The sequence below is a fragment of the Streptomyces sp. NPDC003038 genome (assembly GCF_040611115.1).
Taxonomy (GTDB): domain Bacteria; phylum Actinomycetota; class Actinomycetes; order Streptomycetales; family Streptomycetaceae; genus Streptomyces.
The window spans coordinates 68,198-83,744 of sequence record NZ_JBEXNN010000026.1; the positions used below are offsets into that span (position 1 = coordinate 68,198).

The following is a 15,547-nucleotide window of genomic DNA, read 5'->3' on the forward strand; positions in this document are numbered from 1 at the left end:
TCGCCACCGTCGACCGTCAAGGAACTCCACCGACATGACCGCACCGTCCGCCCCGCTGCCCGCCGCCGCCCCTGACCACGTCCCCGACCTCCCCTCACTGTTCTCCCTGGCGGGGAAGACCGCCGTGGTCACCGGTGCCTCGCGCGGCATCGGCGCGGTGCTCGCCGAGGGGTTCGCACAGGCCGGCGCCGATGTCGCCCTGATGGCCCGGTCCAAGGCGGACCTGGAGGCGGTCCGGGCGCGGATCGAGGACCGGGGTGGCCGGGCCCGCACGGTGGTCTGCGACCTGGCCGACGGGGACAGGACGCGGGCAGCCTGCCAGGAGATCCTCGGGGCCGTCGACCGGGTGGACATCCTGGTGAACAACGCGGGCGGGCCGGTCTTCCAGGCCCGCTTCCTGGACGTCCGCGAGGACGGTTGGGACAAGATCTTCAACCTCAATCTGTCCAGCGTCATGCGGGTCACCCAGGAGTTCGGCCGACACATGGTGGAGCGCGGCGGCGGCTCGATCGTCAACATCTCCTCCATCGGAGCACTCCAGGAGTGGCCGGAGATCGCCCCGTACTGCGCCGCCAAGGCCGCCGTGAACAGCTTGACCCGGGCACTCGCCGCCGACTGGGCGTCCCGTTCGGTCCGGGTCAACGCGATCTGTCCCGGCTGGATCGACACCGCCGTCAACCGGGCCTACACCAGCGATCCACAGCGCCGCAGCTCCATCGCCTCCGCAGCGGTGCCGCTCGGCGACTGGGCCCCGCCCGGCGATGTTCTGGGCACCGCGCTCTGGCTCGCCTCGGACGCCTCCCGGTTCGCCACCGGCACGGTCATCCCGCTGGACGGCGGCTCCTCCGTGGGCCTGCCTGCCACGCTCCGCGCCCAGCTGGACCCGACCGCATGACCACACCGGTGCCGCTCCTGGTGGTTGGCGCGGGCCCGGCCGGTCTCGCCGCCGCCCTCCGCGCCGCCCGGGCGGGCATCGACGTCACCGTCCTGGAAGCTGGCCCGCAAGGCCGCGACCGGCGCGGCAGCCGCGCGATCTTCGTCCACCGGCACACTCTGGACCTGCTCGACCTGGCCCGGCCCGGCCTCGGCGACACCATTGCCGCCGACGGTCTGCTCTGGCCGGTCAACCGCACCACCTGGGCGGGCCGAACCGTCTTCGAGCGTCACTACCCACCCCGCCCGCCGCGCGAGGCGCCCTTCACGAGCCTGCCGCAACCGCTGATCGAACGTCACCTCCTGGACGCCTGCACCCAGGCCGGAGTCACCCTTCGCTGGGACTGCCAGGTGGCCTCCGCCGAGTCCACCCAGGACACGGTCACCGTGCACACCGCCAACGGGCAATCCCTCACAGCCGGCCACCTGATCGCCGCCGACGGGGCCTCCTCCACGCTCCGCCGCGCCTTCGGCATCGGCCTCGACCAGGCCCGCTCCGAGCGGGCGTTCGTCATCGCCGACGTCTGCGACAACCCCGACCATCCACTGCCGCCCGCCCGGACATTCCACTACCGCCACCCGGGCGCTGGCGGCCGCAACCTCCTCCTGGTCCCCTTCAGCGGCGGCTGGCGAGTCGATCTGCAGTGCGCGCCCGGCGACGACCCCGAGGAACTAACCCTGCGCGCCCCTAACTGGGTGAGGGCCGCGCTCGGCCCCTCCTACGGGGACCGGGTGACCTGGGTGTCCGCCTACCACTTCCGGCAGCGGGTAGCGCGCACCTTCCACGACCCGCACCGCCGAGTGCTCCTCATCGGCGAGGCCGCCCATCAGTTCCCCCCGTTCGGCGCCCGCGGCATGAACTCCGGCATCGCCGACGCCCACGCGGCCGTTGAAGCCGTCGCCCGATCCGCCGCACTGCCACCTGGCTACCACCATGTCCCGGTCGACGTCTATACGCGAGACCGCCGCGCCGCCGCCCTGCACAACCAGCGCTGCGCCGCGGATGCCCTCGCGCATCTGGAGGCTGCGAGCGCCGGCCTGCGTACCCGCCAGCGGCTGGCGGCACTGCTCGCCCCGCGCTGGTCCCGCCCGGCCCGCTGGCTGGACACGGCCCCCTACGGACCGCGCCTGAAGTCCTCCCCGACAGGCTCGTACTGACGCTCCGCCCGCCGGCCCACCTGGGCCCGGACCGGACGAGCCGCTGAACGCCCCACGCACCGCCACCACCTCGATGGTGCGTGGCCTTCGGGCAGGTGGCCTTACGTGCAAGGGGGACACCCGCCTGCAATTACGTTCTGCAGTCGGGCGATGCCATAGTGTGATGACGCTTGCGTGGTGCCGCCCGCAGCGCACGCCCCACCTGCCTCCAGGAGATCAGCATGAGTCTCAGCGACTACCAGGAAAAGATCGCAGACCGCTTCCGCACGTTCGACCAGGACGGCGATGGTGCCGTCTCCGTGGCCGACTTCGAGGGGCTGGCCCAGTCCGTCCTCCGCGAATACGGCCTCGCGCCCACCACACCCAAGGGAAAGGCGCTGATCAGCGCGGCCCGCAAGTTCGGGCAGGACCTGGTTGACCTAGCCGACGCCAACGGGGACGGCGAGCTCAACCAGGAGGAATTCGTCAACGCTGCCTCGAACCGCCTGCGCAACAACCCCGAAGGACTCACCAAGCTGGTGCGGCCGTGGGCCACGGCCGTCCTCGCGGTAGCCGACGCCGACGGTGATGGACAGGTAACCGTGGCCGAGTGGGCCCGCATGCTGCGGGCCATGCGTGCCACCCCCGAGCGCGCACAGGCCAAGGCCGAGGCGATCGACGCCGATGGCGACGGAACGGTCTCAGTAGAGGAAGTACTCGCGACAGTCGTCGCCTTCTACACCACCGACGAACCGGCCCACGAATTCGCCGCGACTCGCTGACGGATGCCTACCGTGCCGCCCGGACAGCGAGCCGCAGTCGGCGAGCGACACGACGGCACTGCGTGCCCTGAAGGAGTGCCCGCCTGATGAGGAGACCTTGGAGTTCATCGCGCCACCTCCAGGACGTCTTCACCAAGGCGGCTGACAAGTCCCGGCGGTGCGCACCCCCAATGGTGCGCACCGGCCAGAGCGCACCGCGCGCACCTGATGCGCACCGGGGTGCGCTGGCGGGCCGTCCGCGCGGTGCAGACCACGGCCCCTCCGCGTCCTCCCGGACGCCCCGGCCTGCCCAGCGGAGTGTGCCCGAGCACGACAGGTTCCCTCTTAGGCGGTGGGCCGGCGCCGTGGGCAAGGGGCGGTGTCCACGCCCCGGCCCGGTCGTGGAAGGGTTGGGCGCTGCTTTGCCGGCCGAATCGGTTCGGGTGTTGCGGGGGCCGGCGGTGCGCCGGTTGCTGGCTCTGCGCCGGGGAGGGGAAGCTCACCACCGCGCATGTGAGGTCGGCGGCGGACGTGCTGGGTGTGCGGGAGCGGGCGGTGTGGCGGTGGCTGGCTGCCGCTGAGCAGGACGAGGCCGCGGCCGCGGCGCCGGGGGAGCGGGCCCGGTACCACGGGCGGTTCACCGTCACTGCCGAGGTTCGGGCTCTGCTCGGGCTGTGGAAGGGCAACGTCGCCGCTGCCCCTCGTGAGTTGACCGCTCGCGCGGCCAGGGGCGAGGGTGATCTGCCGCCGTCGGTTCCGACGCTGCATCGCGCGATCCGGCAATGATCTGCCACCGACCCGGACATTGCAGCCCTGCGGGCGAAGGGCCTCGCAGAACTGCGGATCCGAGCTGCCCTCGCAGGCCGGCCTGTCCGCGCCCGCGCAGTCGAGCCGACCGCCCCCACTCCCTGGCTCATGATCGTTTTCCCGGACGGAACCGTGACCGACGTGGCCGAACACCCCGCCGCCCCGCCCGCCACCGTGGCCGAGGACATGCGCAAGGAATGGACGGGAGTGTGGGCCGCCCACGTCGCCGAACACCCGGACCCGCCCGAAGCCCCCGCACCATCGCCGGACCGCCCCGAGGCCACGGCCACCTCTACCCTGGCCGCGTTGCCCGACCTCCTCGTATCCGTGCCGGAGTACCGGGAGATGTGGGCGGCCGTGTGGGCCCACCACGCGGCCGGGAACCTGCCCGCAGCAGTCGCCGCCGCCTACAAGCTGGAATCCGCTCTGAGCGGCTGGTTCGGGGAGGCGGACGCCACCATCACGGTTCTCACCGCCCGCGCCTGGCTCACCCTCTGCCAGCGCACCGACTGGCACGGCACCACGGAACTGCTCATCACGACCGCCCTGCGCTGCCGGGCCGCCCGCCACCGCCCAGAGGCCGACACGGTGCGCACGGCCCGCAACGCCCATGCCTGCTGGCACCGGCTCAGGGAGAAGGACCCGGAGGCCGCCGCCGACCGCGCGGCCCCCCTGGCGGACATGCTCGCCATTCTCGGCGAGGACGACCGCTGCCGTGACGTCCTCGCCTGGAAACCGGCGACCGCGGCCTCCGCCGGGTGACCTTCTCGTCCCGCGCCCGGTTGAGCTGACATGAGAAAGACGATCTACGCACTGACGGCGGCAGCCCTCGTGTTCGCCGCTGCGCCCGCGCACGCTGATGCGAAGGCCAGCGACGGCAAGGTGGGCTTGTCCGTCTACGGCAAGGGTCTGCGGGTCGATGACGTGGGCGCCCACATGGAAGGCCACGGAACCGGGGTACGCGGCCGCTTGGTCACGTACGACCCGGACGGGTATCGGTCGACTCTCACCGGGTGGAAGGATGCAACCCCGGTGAGTGCGGCCCTGACCAAGATCTCCATGGTGAGCTGGAAGTGGAAGGCGGGAAGAATTCCGCCACGGCACGAAGCTGTGCGTGGAGTTCAACATCGTGCAGGGGGAGCCGTGCCCGGTGATCCACCGGTAAGGCCCGGTGTCCATCCATCGGGAAGTACCGCCGGGCCGCCCCACCCGAGGCCCTTTCGGACGCCCCGCCCACCACGGCCGGGATGACCAAGACCGTGCCGCACGGTTGCCCGGTGTGCGAGCAATGTCGGGCCTGGTTAGCCTGCTCAGCCTTCGTTGGGAAAGGGCGCTGTCCGGTCTTCGGCGAGAACACTCCCCTTTGCCGCGATCGGAGCGGCTGTGGCTGAGCATGGTACCTGGGCAACTGTGGCCAGGTACCACGCTCAGTTTGTGCACCATTCCTGTCGGGTGCCCGTCACTGGATGAGGCGGCTGTCGCCTGACTAGCGCAGTTGGTCCAGGAGCCAGGAGCCGAGTTCCTTGGTGATCAGTGAACCGTCCTCGTTGGGGTCACCGGCCTTGGTCTCGTGGAAGTCCTCGCCGTCCAGCTCGCTGTGGAAGTCGCCGCTGTCCAGCTTGAACAGGTGGGGCCGCATCGGCCAGCTGCCCAGCTGCTCCAGCGTCTCGCCCTCCTCCGGGGAGGGGGCAGCGCCGTTGTAGGAGTAGTAGATCGAGGTCGCGTGGTCGATTTTGGACCTTTCCATCTGGGCGAGGGCGTAGCGGGCTGCCAGCGCTCCCCTGCCGATGCCGCCCACGATCAGCGGGTCGTTGCCGGTCCGTTCCGCGTTGGCCTGGATGATCCCCTCCTGGACCGCTTTCGCGTGGTCCTTGAGAGAGGCATTGCCGTTGTTGAAGCCCAGCAGGATGAGGTCGAAGCCCCGGGCGTGCAGCTCCGACAGGAACGGGTAGGAGGGGTGGTCGATGCCCGCTTCGAACTGGTCGAAGTCGGTGGGGCCTTCTTCCTTGTCGCCGACCAGAATGACCGGCCGGACGATGTCCTGACCGCTTGCGGGAAAGACCTGCGCGGTTCCGGTCCCCAACTGCCACGTCTTGGTCGATGCCATGGGTCCTCCTGAGGTGATGAACGGCGCCGTGCAACGGCTCCGAGGTTGCCGATCTTGTCTAGCGCCGAATCCAGGCCCAAGTAACCGCTGTCCGGATGATGTTGGGACAACCGTCAGACCAGCGGTCCATCCGCCGCACCTGGACTCGCACCCGGCCACGTCATGGCCAAGCCCACCCTGACGCGCCGATGCCAGACGGGGGACAGGAAGATCGAAAACTCGGACAATCGACCTCCTGATCCACTACGCAGAGCCCGCAGGGCGGCGGCACCTACACCCTTCCCGCGAACTGTTCCCTCGCGCACAAGCTGAGTGTTCTCGCCGAAGACTCGTCGGACGGCGCCTTTCTATGTGGACTGGAAGAAGGGTCGGCTCTTCGCCGAGGGCACCCGGCTTTGCATCGAATTCAACGGCGAGTTCTACGCGTTGATGCCGCCGCGCCCTCGTTCGGCGGCGGAATTGGGCAGGCCTGAGGCGGCCGGTTGGGAACCGGCGGGGTGGGCTGCGCGCAATCCCGGCTGAGGCCAGGCATACGAGCGGATGACGATCAGATGGGAACCGTCCGGGTCGAAGGCCACCTGGTAGACGACCCTGCCGTTCCTGTAGGTGGAGGCGTAGCGCCAGCTGCCCGCGGACCATATGTACAGGGCGGGGCGGTCCCCCGGCGGCGAGCACCATACCCGCGGCTGCGGGCCGTCCCGTCGCCGCCAGGGCCGGCTCTCCACCAGCTTGGCTGGTGTCGCGCTCGGCCGGCCCTGTTCGGCGGTCACGCCGCGGTCATCCAGGTGTGGGCTCGGGCCCGGCGGCAGAGCTCGACCCGGGCAGCCGCGGAGCGCCCCGGGGCCGTCCAGAAGGGGTGAGCGGCGATGTGGCAGGAGAGGGTGATGAGCCTGCGGCGGAGCGTTGTGGTGCTGACTTGTGCGGGCTGGCGGGCCAGGTCTGTGTAGGTGCGGATCCATTCGGTCTGGAGGTTGATCAGGTCGTCGGGGAAGTGGATGGACGTCATCCACTAATTCAATCAGGTGTTCGATTATGGGCGCGAGTGGGACGTCCAGGCTGCTGCCATGGGGCGAGGGGCGGGCGGGTAGGTGATGGGTAGGGGTGCGGCCTGGCCATCCCGGCTGCGACGGGGCCGCATCCCGGCCGGCCCCCTTCCGGCGGGCGTTCGGTGAACACTTCCGGGTGTCTGTAAGCACTTGTTTCGGCTCCAGTGCACGGAGGTCTTTGGGGACCACCGGTGTACGGAGTTGATCTGGCTCCAGGACCGCCGGTCCGGGAGGAATGGCGCTTGCGCGGGCGTTCTTCGCAGCCGCGTATAGCCGTTGCTCGCCACTCCCCCAGGTCGTTCAAGCCGCTGTTGCCGGCCCCGGTCCCCACGGTGCGGGGTAGAGGCTGCTTGGCAGGTACTTCGGGGCAATGTGCTGACTGGCGGTCGGCTCGGAGACGTCCTGACGTGCCCGCAGCCGGACGCGCGCAGCCCCCTGCCGGAGTGTGAGGCAGGGGGCTGTGTGATTCCGGGCGGGCTGCTTCTCGCGCAGTGCGATCGGTGCACCCGTCCGGTTTCCGCTGGGCGGCCGGATGCCGGGCGGTGTCGTCTCCACGGGCATGGCCGTGCGGTGGCCGGCGCGGCGGTGTGGAGCCGGCTTAGATGTCGGCGATGGTGAGCTGGTCGATCGTCGTGGCGTAGTTCGTGAGGCCGCCGTTGACGCACTGGGTGCCGATATCAATGAGGCTGGTGGTGGTCTGGCCGTTGGCGTGTGCGAAGCCTCCCTTGAAGCGGCCCTCGTTGACGGGGCCTTCGAAGGAGGCGGAGAGCCCGTCAAGGTGGAACCGCATCTGGGGAATGACCGTCGTGGTTCCGTCGTTCCAGGAGATCTGCGCCTTGCCATATCCCACCGAGAATGGCCCGGGACAGGCGCCAATCCCAGACCCCACGATGCGGACTGTTCCGCCGGTGATCTTCGGGTACATGGTGGACGTGCAGGTGCCGAGGTCACCGCTGGCCTGCGTTTGCACAGTCTCCCTCTTGAAGGTGACAGCAGGGTTGAACTGCACGTTGAGGGAGCCTCCCTGGCAGGAGACGCTTCCGATGTCGGCCCGGGTTGCGGCTGAGGCCGGGCTGAGGGGGGTGAGGGCGATCACGGCGGTAGCGGCGACCGCCGTGATGAGAAGACTGCGCACGTGGGCTCTCTTTCGTTTCACTTCTCGGGGTGGGGGTGGACTCGGTGACCACCCCCGCTTCAGCACACGACAGCCCACATCACGCGCTAAGCCGCCGCAACGTGCCGGTGACCCAACGAACCGACTGCTCCCTCCGTCACCCCGGCATGGCGCGCCGTCCGGCGGCGGCGCAGCGCGCCATGCCGGGGTACAAGTGGTGTCGGGCTCGTCAGACCGACATCAGGTCGCACACAAAGATGAGGGTCTCGCCCGGCGCGATCGCGTTGCCGGCGCCCCGGTCTCCGTAGCCCAGGTGGGGTGGAATGACGAGTTGGCGGCGCCCGCCGACCTTCATTCCCAGTACGCCCTGGTCCCAGCCGGCGATGACCCGGCCGGCGCACAGTGGGAACTGCAGCGGGCTGCCCCGGTTCCAGCTGGCGTCGAATTCCTCGCCTGTCGAGAGGGCGACGCCGACGTAGTGGATGCTGACGTAGTCGCCGGGCTTTGCCACGGCGCCGTTTCCTTCCCAGAGGTCGGTGATCTCCAGGCCGGCCGGTGCCGGGCCGTGATAGTCGATCTCGGGTTTCTCGATGCTCATGCTCGTGACTCCGTCTTTTCGTGCCGTTGGCGGATGTTCCGGGTAAGCGGCAGGGGTCCTCGCGGCTCGCCCGCCACGTTGGTCACCCTACGTGTCTGACCCCTCACGCTACTGAACTCCTGTCTCGAAGATGCGCACCCCGAGCGGCGCAGTCGGGGGCTCATTGGTGACGACAGCCTGGTCCTCGATGGTGGGTTGCTCGCGTGGAATCCTCAGGCGGGCGGGTTGTCGTTCGAGGCCTTGCGTCGCGGTGCCGCCGCGGGCGGCCGTGGCGCTCCCGTTCTGGCCTCTCGGTGGCCGGCGTACTTCGCATTCGACGTCCCGCAACAGGATGGGACGGAGCTTCGGCACCGGCCCTGCCAGACCGCCGCGCCCTGGAGGCCCTGTTCGCCGACCACGGCCTGCCGGCCCGGGGGTCTCTGAGCGTGGACAAACGGACCCCACAGAGCCCTGTCGACGGGAGGGCCCCGTGGGGCACGGCGGCAGTCACATGTGCGGGGATGTCAGCCCGGGTGCTGCCCGCCCGTCTTCGCCCCCGCGCGAGTCAGACCGATCCGTCGTCCTACGAGGGGCAGTCAGCCTTGGCGCGTCCTGGTGGCGGTCTTGGGGTCGGCCAAGGCCATTGCGGGCATCGGCAGGATGCTGACCTGGCCCTCGCTCTGTCTCTGCCCGCCACGACCGCGCACGCCGCCCAGGAGCGTGCCGCGGTGCCGCAGGTCCTGCCGATCGGTGTCGCGGTGTCCGCGCTGCCGGTCGCGGTGGAGGACCGTACTTGTACGGCTGGCCGCGCCCGTGAGCGGGCGCCGTGAGATGGATCTTGAGGGGGTGAGCGCGGTAGCCGGGGGGAACGGGCTGTATGGGGCGTCAGCTCTTCGGGCGTTGGTCCCGCGTAACCCGAACCCGGGCTGGGGGGTTGTTGTCTTCATGAAGATCAAAGCTTTCAGCCGGTCCACGAGCCTTGGTGCCGGGCTTGTGCTTTCGTTCGGTCTCCTGAGTGCTGCCCCGGTCGGGGCTCAGGCGGCGCCTGTCGCTGCGGCCGGCCCGACGTGCAGTGCCTATCAGGACGCCACCAGCGCGGACGGTAAGACGCTGAGCGCCAAGTGGCGTCTGTGTATCCAGAAGAACGGCGTGATCGTGGAAGGGAAGTGCACGAACAAGAGCGCGTTCGGCTATTGGCAGAGCACGAGCTGCGACCTCGAGGGGCTGTACACCCTCGCGAAGAACGGCAAGGTTCTCCCCAAGTACCGCGGCTCGTGCATCGAAAAGATCGGCGACTTCGAAGAGGTCGTACCGTGCGATGACGGAGAGGAGAGGGGTGCACTGTTTAGCGCGTCGGGGTCTGATGGCACGATCGACCGGTCGATGTGGTTCGAGTGCAGAGGAGCCGGAACGTACAAGGTCACCATCAAGGCGGGCGCATTCGAGCGGAAGAACATGCCCCAGAAGGCCTACATGCAGCGAGGAACGTCGGTCAGCGCCAAGCTCTGCTGACCTGTTCATCGAGGTCGGAGCTGGGGTGCCTGCTGTCTTCGTTGGGGTCTTGATCCAAGGTGACGGTGGCAGCGTCTGGGCGTGGTCACGGGCTCCGGGCGCCGGGTGGTGGAGCTGACCCGGCGCCCTCGGGTTATCGGCGGTATGCGGGTAGGGCGGGGTCGCCGCGGGGGTTCTGCGCGGGGTGTCGGATGCCGACGTAGCGCAGGGCCGGCCCACGCCCGATCGTCTTTGCTACACCTTGATGGCGACCCATTGGCCGTTGAGGAAGTGGTCCTTGGGCAGTTCGCGGTCGTATCCGCGGAAGGTGACGGTGAGGTATCCGCTGTTGTCGTCGGAGCCGTTGTCGTTCATGGCGAGCCACAGGGTGGCGTTGGGGTCCTCCTGGTCGGGGGAGAACAGCACCCGCTTGGGCTCGGACTCCGGAGCGTCTTCGAAGGTGAACCAGTCACCGAACCGGAACTCCAGCCGCCCGCGTAAGCCATTCGCAGCAGTTCTGCCTTGGCGTGGTTGCGCATCAGCTCGTGCATGCGCCTCACCCGCTCCATGACCTGGCGCTCTTTCTCCGCATGGTGTCGCCTCGGCCCTGGCATTCCTACCCTGACGCGTCCGACGCTACGGGCTGGACGACGACGTCACCCACCGGATCCGGGCCCCCGGGCCGACTCGGCACCGGCGCAGTCACTGCCCAGGGGACGCCCAGCGCAGCGAGGGCGGCCTGCTGCTCCTGGGCGAGCTTGCCCCACCTCGATTTGGTGTTGGAGACCCACACGCCCAGCCTGACGGCTACCCGTTCCGTCCCGCCGTCGACCGCGATCTCCTCCCCGTGGGCCCTCGGGACCGGCCGGTCTGTACCTTCCCGCTCCACCCACTGGGTGAGAGCTGTTAGACCGCGCTGGAAGGCCTGCTGTGCCTTGGGCAGCCCCTTCGTCGTACGACCGGCTGCCGGGACGGCAGGCGGGGCCTCGGCGGGCTGTACGCCCAGCTTCGACAGCCGGTCCTGCTGTTCGGTCGACAGCTGTGCCCAGCTAGCCGGCTGCTGCTGTCGCTGTAGCCACTTGCCCAGATCGTCGCCCTCGAACAGCACCCCGGGCGCGATGGCCGGCAGGGCGCCGTCGGCGTCGACCAGATCGGCGAGGACGCGGTAGTGCCGCTGCCAGTCCAGGGGCCAAAGACAGTTCCAGTCCTCGTCGATCGCGGCCAGCTGCTGCGCGCGTGCGGCAGCCCGCTCTGCGTCTTTCCCGAGGCCGCCCTTGCGCCGGAGGTTGGCCATGTACTGCCCGACCGGCACGGGGCCGCCGCCGGCCGGGTCGTCCCACACGGCGTCCTGCCGCGGGGCGAGATGCCCGGTCGCCCGCCGGTAGGACCGGAGCGTGGCGAGCTTGGCCTCCCACGCTTCCTCGCCCGGCTCCCAGACCATCCCGGCCTCCGGCGCGTCCAGCAGTAGCTTGCGCCGTTCCTCCAGCTCCCCGGCCCGCAGCGCCTTTCGCTGCTGGTGGACCCATCGGCCAAGCGGAAACGCCTTGGTCGCCCCGACTTCGACCTCGACGTCGTAGGGCACGGCGTACAGGCCGGTGATCCCGTTCTCGGCCCGCCAGCGGATCAGGGCCTGGTAGCCCTCCAGCCAGACGAGGCTGTCGGGCCGGTAGACGCGGGTGCGCAGGAAGGCCGCGATGGTCGCGGCGTCGCGCGGGCTGGAGAAGTGGAGCAGGGCCGCTTCGGCGGCGGCCTGCGTGTCGTCGTCCTGCTGGTCCTTGCCGTCGTCCTCCCCGCCGTCCCAGCCGATGATGCGGCCTTCCTCGTCGCGCCGGATGTGGATCTTGTGCTGTCCGTGGGTGAGTGCGCGGGAGGCGAGCTGCTCGACCAGGCGCTCGTCATGACTGCGGAGGCCCTGGAGGACGGCTACAAGGGGGCGGAAGCTGGCGGAGGCGACCATGTCCGTCGGGTCCTCGCCGGGCTCCAGGAAGACCGGCACGATGATGCGCGCGATCTTGGTGGTGCCGTCACGGTTGAGGCGGAGCGCGCGGCCAATGTTCTGCACGATTTCGACCTGGGAGCCGCGGGTGTCGGCGAAGCAGATGGCTTCCACTCCGCGTTCGCCGGTGATGTCGACGCCTTCTCCGAGGACGCGCACGCTCGCGAGGAATGCCCGGTGCACGCGCCGGTTGTTGGCGTCGATGCCGTTGGCGAACTGGCGCAGGACCTCGCGGCGCTCGGTGACGAGGTGGTCGCCGCACAGCCAGGCTGACCAGACGCGGTCCGGCAGGACGTGACGGCCGGCCTCCAGCTCGTAGAACTCCGCGTCGATCGACGACTTCGGCAGCGCCTCCGCCCGCGCCAGGGCCTCGTCGGAGGCCTCGGTGACGTACAGCTCGGCGGCCGTCTCCGGCAGCTTCTCCGCGAACGCGGCAGCCTCCTCCACCTTCTGGTGGAACGTCATGACCGTACGCAGGTTGTACGCGGCCGCGTGCTCCAAAAGTCCGGTCTGCAGGAGCGCCAGGCGCCGGCCCCGCCGCGCCTCCTCCGACTCCCCCAGAACCGGAGAGGGATCGCGGATCTCCAACACGTCGATCTCGAACCCTGCGAGGATCCCGCGCTCGATCGCCTCCGAGAGCCCGAGCTCTGCGAGCCACGCGCCGTACGTGCCCTCCGGATCGTTGGCCATGCTCGCGAGCTCCAGCTCCTGCCCGTTCGCGCCCTTCTGCGGCCGGGCCGCAGCCAGGATGCGCGGCGTCGCGGTGAGATAGAGCCGGAAGTCCGCCGGGATGCGGGCGTTGTCGTGGATCGCCGCCCACGGCCGCCCGAGATCACCGGCGGTGCCGTGTGCCTCATCCACGATCGCGAGGTCGAAGCCCGCCATGCGCTGCCCGTACAGGCGCTCTCCGCCTGCCAGGGCGGCCTCCAGCGGCCCGCGAACCGTCCGCTGGCCCATCGGAGCGTCGGGGTCCTCGCGGTCCACCAGGGAGGCGTAAGTGGCGAGCACGACGACCGGCCCCTTCCCGGCCCACAGGGCGAGCTGGATCGGGTTGGTGGTGGTACGCACGCCCAGCTCGTTGAGCACCGGGTCGTTCTCCATCGAGCACACGGCGACCATCGGGGCCCGGTGGCCCAACAGGCGCCACACCTGGGCGGTCTGCACGAGCAGGTCCAAGGTCGGGACGGTGACGAGGATCCGCCCGTTCGCGAATGATTCCAGCGCGCAGGCGGCGGCCGTGATCGTCTTGCCCGACCCGGTCGCCGACACGATCGTGCCCCGGACACCCTGCACCGGCACAGAGGCCCGTGCAGGAAATCCCACCCATCTGCGAAATGCCGACCGCTGGTCCACCTGGTGTTCCTTGAGAGAAATCATGACCTCTACTTCCTGTCCTATGATCAGCGCCATGATTCATCCCGTTGCAGGGCCCTCTACGTGGAAGCACCTGGCGTCCGCCCTCGCCCTCACCGCTCTGATCTGGACAGTCTGGTACGGCGTGCAACCCGTCTACTCGCCGTGTACTTACTTCGGCAACCATTCCTACGAAAAAGCCATCGAGTACGGTCAATGTGATCCGCCGGAAACGAGATTCAGCACCTGGACGCACTAGACGAACCCCCAGGGCATCCCATTTTTCCGCCAATGTTACATGCTGGTCCAAACTGATGCACTCATCACATCCATCTCCCTGGTGGAAGCGCGGCCGGAAGGACCGTCGAGGCCGGAGGAAGCCGGGAGTCCGCCCCGGAGTCGCAGTCCCCTCCCCGGACTTCAGTCCCCACGAGCCGCACCCGACGTGGCGGTGGAGGGCCCAGGGGGAGCCGCAATTTTTGAGCATGTTCAAATAGGAGGGTGCGGTCGCAGGGGCGGCTGTCCATCCTTTTGGGGAGAGGTTTGTGAGCATGCGTACGGGGACTGTGGTGGGCAGGGGGACGGGTGGACGGTGGCTCGTTGCCGTACTGGCGGCTTCTGCGGTGCTCGTTTCAGGGTGTACGGACTCGGTCGATCCCGACGAGCTGCCCGGCGTGTACCGCAACGATGCGACCGGCGCCGAGATCCTACTCGGGGCCGACGGATTGTTCTCTGCTACCGATGTGTTGACAGAAAAGCTCTCCGACCCCGCCGACTTCAGCGGCCGATGGGAATTCGTCGACAGTGACTCGTCCAGTGACTTCGTCTACCTGACCGTCGATGACGGCGGACTGGGCAAGATCGGCGGCATCCAGCTCTACACGCCCAGGCAAGGAATGGTGGAGTTCCGCTCTCCGGACGAGCCGCCGACCCTGGTGCTCAAGAAGGCAGCCGCACCGTAGGCCCCAAGGACCCGTAGTTAGCCATCCGTGAACCGGGTCGGCCCTGCAGGCGCAGCTCTCCGAGCACCAGGCCGTGCCCGGACCCCTGTCCCGCGGCCCCGCAGTCAGGGACCCGCCCAAGCCCCGCCACCCCCTGCACTGTTGCCAGCCGCCCGCGCAGCGTGCCCCGGGCCGGGGTCGTGTGACCTTGATCAAGGTGTGTCGTTGTGGGGTGTATGCCCTCACGTGTTGTAGTTCGTGCCGTCACTGTCTCGTTTGCCGTGTTGGCGAGCGGTCAGCTGGTTTCCCCGGCTTGGGCCGGTGGTATCGGTGACTTCCTGTCACCTGCGTTTGGTACCAGCTGTGTCAACCATCACGGTAGTCAGGCGGTTGGTGAGACCCGCAGTGGGACGGGTAGTGGTGGTGGCAATCTCCTGGGGTTGCCTATCGGTAGCCCTTTGAACCACTGCGGCGGAGCGGATGCGGATCCCACGACCGTCCTCAGCTCCTCTTTGGGTGGGTCGTTGAGTGGGCAAGCAGAAGGAGACGAGGAATCGACGTAGACCGGGAACGGGCCAGCCCGGGGGTCCGGTAACCGCACTGCCATCCTTTGCTCACCGTCGGGCCGCGTCAGCGGCCCGGGGCCTGGAGGCAGAGCCGGAAGGGCCCTGGGGTGGGGGAGCGGACCCGCCCAACGGGCCGAAGGCCAGGACCCCGTGAAACGGGGTCTCCCCCCCTGCGGAGCGGGGCGGAGCGGGGGAGCCCCGGGGCCTGCGGAGCAGGCCCCGCTCTGGTGGAGCGCAGCGGAACCAGAGCCAGCATCACGCCCTGCCCCTCCCGTGATCCTGCTCTCCGAGCATCAGGCGGTGCCCGGACCCCTGTCCCGCGGCCCCGCAGTCAGGGACCCGCCCAGCCCCGCCACCCCCCTGCCCTGTTGCCAGCCGCCCGCGCAGCGGGCCCCGGGCCGGGGAGCGGAGCGACCGGGCCCGCCCTGGACTGCGCAGCAGGCCAGAAGCCTGGAGCGCAGCGGAAGGCTTCACCGACCGCGCGCAGCGCGGGAGGTGACCCCCGGTCAATCCTGGAGCGCAGCGGAAGGGTTGACCGAGGCCCGGTGAAGCGCAGCGAAACCGGGCTCCGGTCCGGAGCGAAGCGGAGGACTCCGGCCCGAAGGGCCGGCCCTGCCCGGAGCGCAGCGACGGGCTCCCGCTCCAGAGCGCGCAGCGCTCTGGGACGATGCGCAGCCCGGCCGCTACACGGACGGGCAGGCCCTCGTCGGCACCGCAC

Annotated in this window: 13 protein-coding genes; 6 read left to right on the forward strand and 7 right to left on the reverse strand. The window is 69.5% G+C overall.

Features of this window, described 5'->3' with window-relative positions:
* The first annotated feature begins 34 nt into the window (after positions 1-34).
* The 4 genes from ABZX75_RS26480 (at position 35) to ABZX75_RS26495 (ending at position 4,400) form a co-directional block, all read left to right on the forward strand.
* Positions 35-895, forward strand: a complete 861-nt coding sequence (locus tag ABZX75_RS26480; RefSeq protein WP_355414715.1) for an SDR family NAD(P)-dependent oxidoreductase — start codon at positions 35-37, stop codon at positions 893-895.
* Entirely contained in the window at positions 892-2,091 is a 1,200-nt protein-coding gene (locus ABZX75_RS26485; RefSeq protein ID WP_355414717.1) for an NAD(P)/FAD-dependent oxidoreductase, read from the forward strand. Before ABZX75_RS26480 ends, ABZX75_RS26485 begins: the two co-directional genes overlap by 4 nt.
* A gap of 221 nt (positions 2,092-2,312) precedes the next feature.
* The gene (locus ABZX75_RS26490; RefSeq protein WP_355414719.1) at positions 2,313-2,852 is read left to right on the forward strand and encodes an EF-hand domain-containing protein; all 540 of its coding nucleotides are present in this window, start codon (positions 2,313-2,315) and stop codon (positions 2,850-2,852) included.
* 894 nt (positions 2,853-3,746) lie between these two features.
* Positions 3,747-4,400: a hypothetical protein gene (locus tag ABZX75_RS26495; RefSeq protein ID WP_355414721.1), complete on the forward strand. Its 654-nt coding sequence runs from the start codon at positions 3,747-3,749 to the stop codon at positions 4,398-4,400.
* Positions 4,401-5,124: 724 nt separating this feature from the next.
* Here ABZX75_RS26495 and ABZX75_RS26500 read toward each other — a convergent pair.
* The 5 genes from ABZX75_RS26500 to ABZX75_RS26520 all read right to left on the reverse strand — a co-directional run bounded on the left by ABZX75_RS26500 (position 5,125) and on the right by ABZX75_RS26520 (position 8,503).
* Positions 5,125-5,745, reverse strand: a complete 621-nt coding sequence (locus ABZX75_RS26500) for a hypothetical protein (protein ID WP_355414723.1) — start codon at positions 5,743-5,745, stop codon at positions 5,125-5,127.
* Between the two features lie 419 nt (positions 5,746-6,164).
* The gene (locus tag ABZX75_RS26505; protein WP_355414725.1) at positions 6,165-6,515 is read right to left on the reverse strand and encodes a hypothetical protein; all 351 of its coding nucleotides are present in this window, start codon (positions 6,513-6,515) and stop codon (positions 6,165-6,167) included.
* A complete protein-coding gene (locus tag ABZX75_RS26510; protein ID WP_355414727.1) occupies positions 6,512-6,751 on the reverse strand; it encodes a hypothetical protein in 240 nt (79 codons plus the stop codon). Before ABZX75_RS26510 ends, ABZX75_RS26505 begins: the two co-directional genes overlap by 4 nt.
* A 638-nt stretch (positions 6,752-7,389) precedes the next feature.
* Positions 7,390-7,926, reverse strand: coding sequence for a hypothetical protein (locus ABZX75_RS26515; protein ID WP_355414729.1), 537 nt, complete (start codon positions 7,924-7,926; stop codon positions 7,390-7,392).
* 208 nt (positions 7,927-8,134) lie between these two features.
* The gene (locus ABZX75_RS26520; RefSeq protein ID WP_355414731.1) at positions 8,135-8,503 is read right to left on the reverse strand and encodes an FKBP-type peptidyl-prolyl cis-trans isomerase; all 369 of its coding nucleotides are present in this window, start codon (positions 8,501-8,503) and stop codon (positions 8,135-8,137) included.
* Between the two features lie 924 nt (positions 8,504-9,427).
* Here ABZX75_RS26520 and ABZX75_RS26525 point away from each other — a divergent pair.
* Positions 9,428-9,994 (forward strand): hypothetical protein, encoded by a 567-nt coding sequence (locus ABZX75_RS26525; RefSeq protein WP_355414733.1) that lies wholly within the window; start codon positions 9,428-9,430, stop codon positions 9,992-9,994.
* 234 nt (positions 9,995-10,228) lie between these two features.
* Here ABZX75_RS26525 and ABZX75_RS26530 read toward each other — a convergent pair whose 3' ends face one another.
* Both ABZX75_RS26530 and ABZX75_RS26535 read right to left on the reverse strand, forming a co-directional pair.
* Positions 10,229-10,399, reverse strand: coding sequence for a hypothetical protein (locus ABZX75_RS26530; RefSeq protein ID WP_355414735.1), 171 nt, complete (start codon positions 10,397-10,399; stop codon positions 10,229-10,231).
* A 190-nt stretch (positions 10,400-10,589) separates the two neighbouring features.
* Complete coding sequence (locus ABZX75_RS26535) at positions 10,590-13,346, reverse strand: Helicase associated domain protein (protein ID WP_355414737.1); 2,757 nt, start codon at positions 13,344-13,346, stop codon at positions 10,590-10,592.
* A 527-nt stretch (positions 13,347-13,873) separates the two neighbouring features.
* Here ABZX75_RS26535 and ABZX75_RS26540 point away from each other — a divergent pair.
* A complete protein-coding gene (locus ABZX75_RS26540) occupies positions 13,874-14,284 on the forward strand; it encodes a hypothetical protein (RefSeq protein WP_355414747.1) in 411 nt (136 codons plus the stop codon).
* Positions 14,285-15,547 lie beyond the last annotated feature (1,263 nt).

Coding starts and splice junctions, on each gene's coding strand:
- ABZX75_RS26480 (WP_355414715.1), top strand. CDS start 35: ATGACCGCACCGTCCGCCCCGCTGCCCGCCGCCGCCCCTGACCACGTC.
- ABZX75_RS26485 (WP_355414717.1), top strand. CDS start 892: ATGACCACACCGGTGCCGCTCCTGGTGGTTGGCGCGGGCCCGGCCGGT.
- ABZX75_RS26490 (WP_355414719.1), top strand. CDS start 2,313: ATGAGTCTCAGCGACTACCAGGAAAAGATCGCAGACCGCTTCCGCACG.
- ABZX75_RS26495 (WP_355414721.1), top strand. CDS start 3,747: ATGATCGTTTTCCCGGACGGAACCGTGACCGACGTGGCCGAACACCCC.
- ABZX75_RS26500 (WP_355414723.1), bottom strand. CDS start 5,745: ATGGCATCGACCAAGACGTGGCAGTTGGGGACCGGAACCGCGCAGGTC.
- ABZX75_RS26510 (WP_355414727.1), bottom strand. CDS start 6,751: ATGACGTCCATCCACTTCCCCGACGACCTGATCAACCTCCAGACCGAA.
- ABZX75_RS26520 (WP_355414731.1), bottom strand. CDS start 8,503: ATGAGCATCGAGAAACCCGAGATCGACTATCACGGCCCGGCACCGGCC.
- ABZX75_RS26525 (WP_355414733.1), top strand. CDS start 9,428: ATGAAGATCAAAGCTTTCAGCCGGTCCACGAGCCTTGGTGCCGGGCTT.
- ABZX75_RS26535 (WP_355414737.1), bottom strand. CDS start 13,346: ATGATTTCTCTCAAGGAACACCAGGTGGACCAGCGGTCGGCATTTCGC.
- ABZX75_RS26540 (WP_355414747.1), top strand. CDS start 13,874: ATGCGTACGGGGACTGTGGTGGGCAGGGGGACGGGTGGACGGTGGCTC.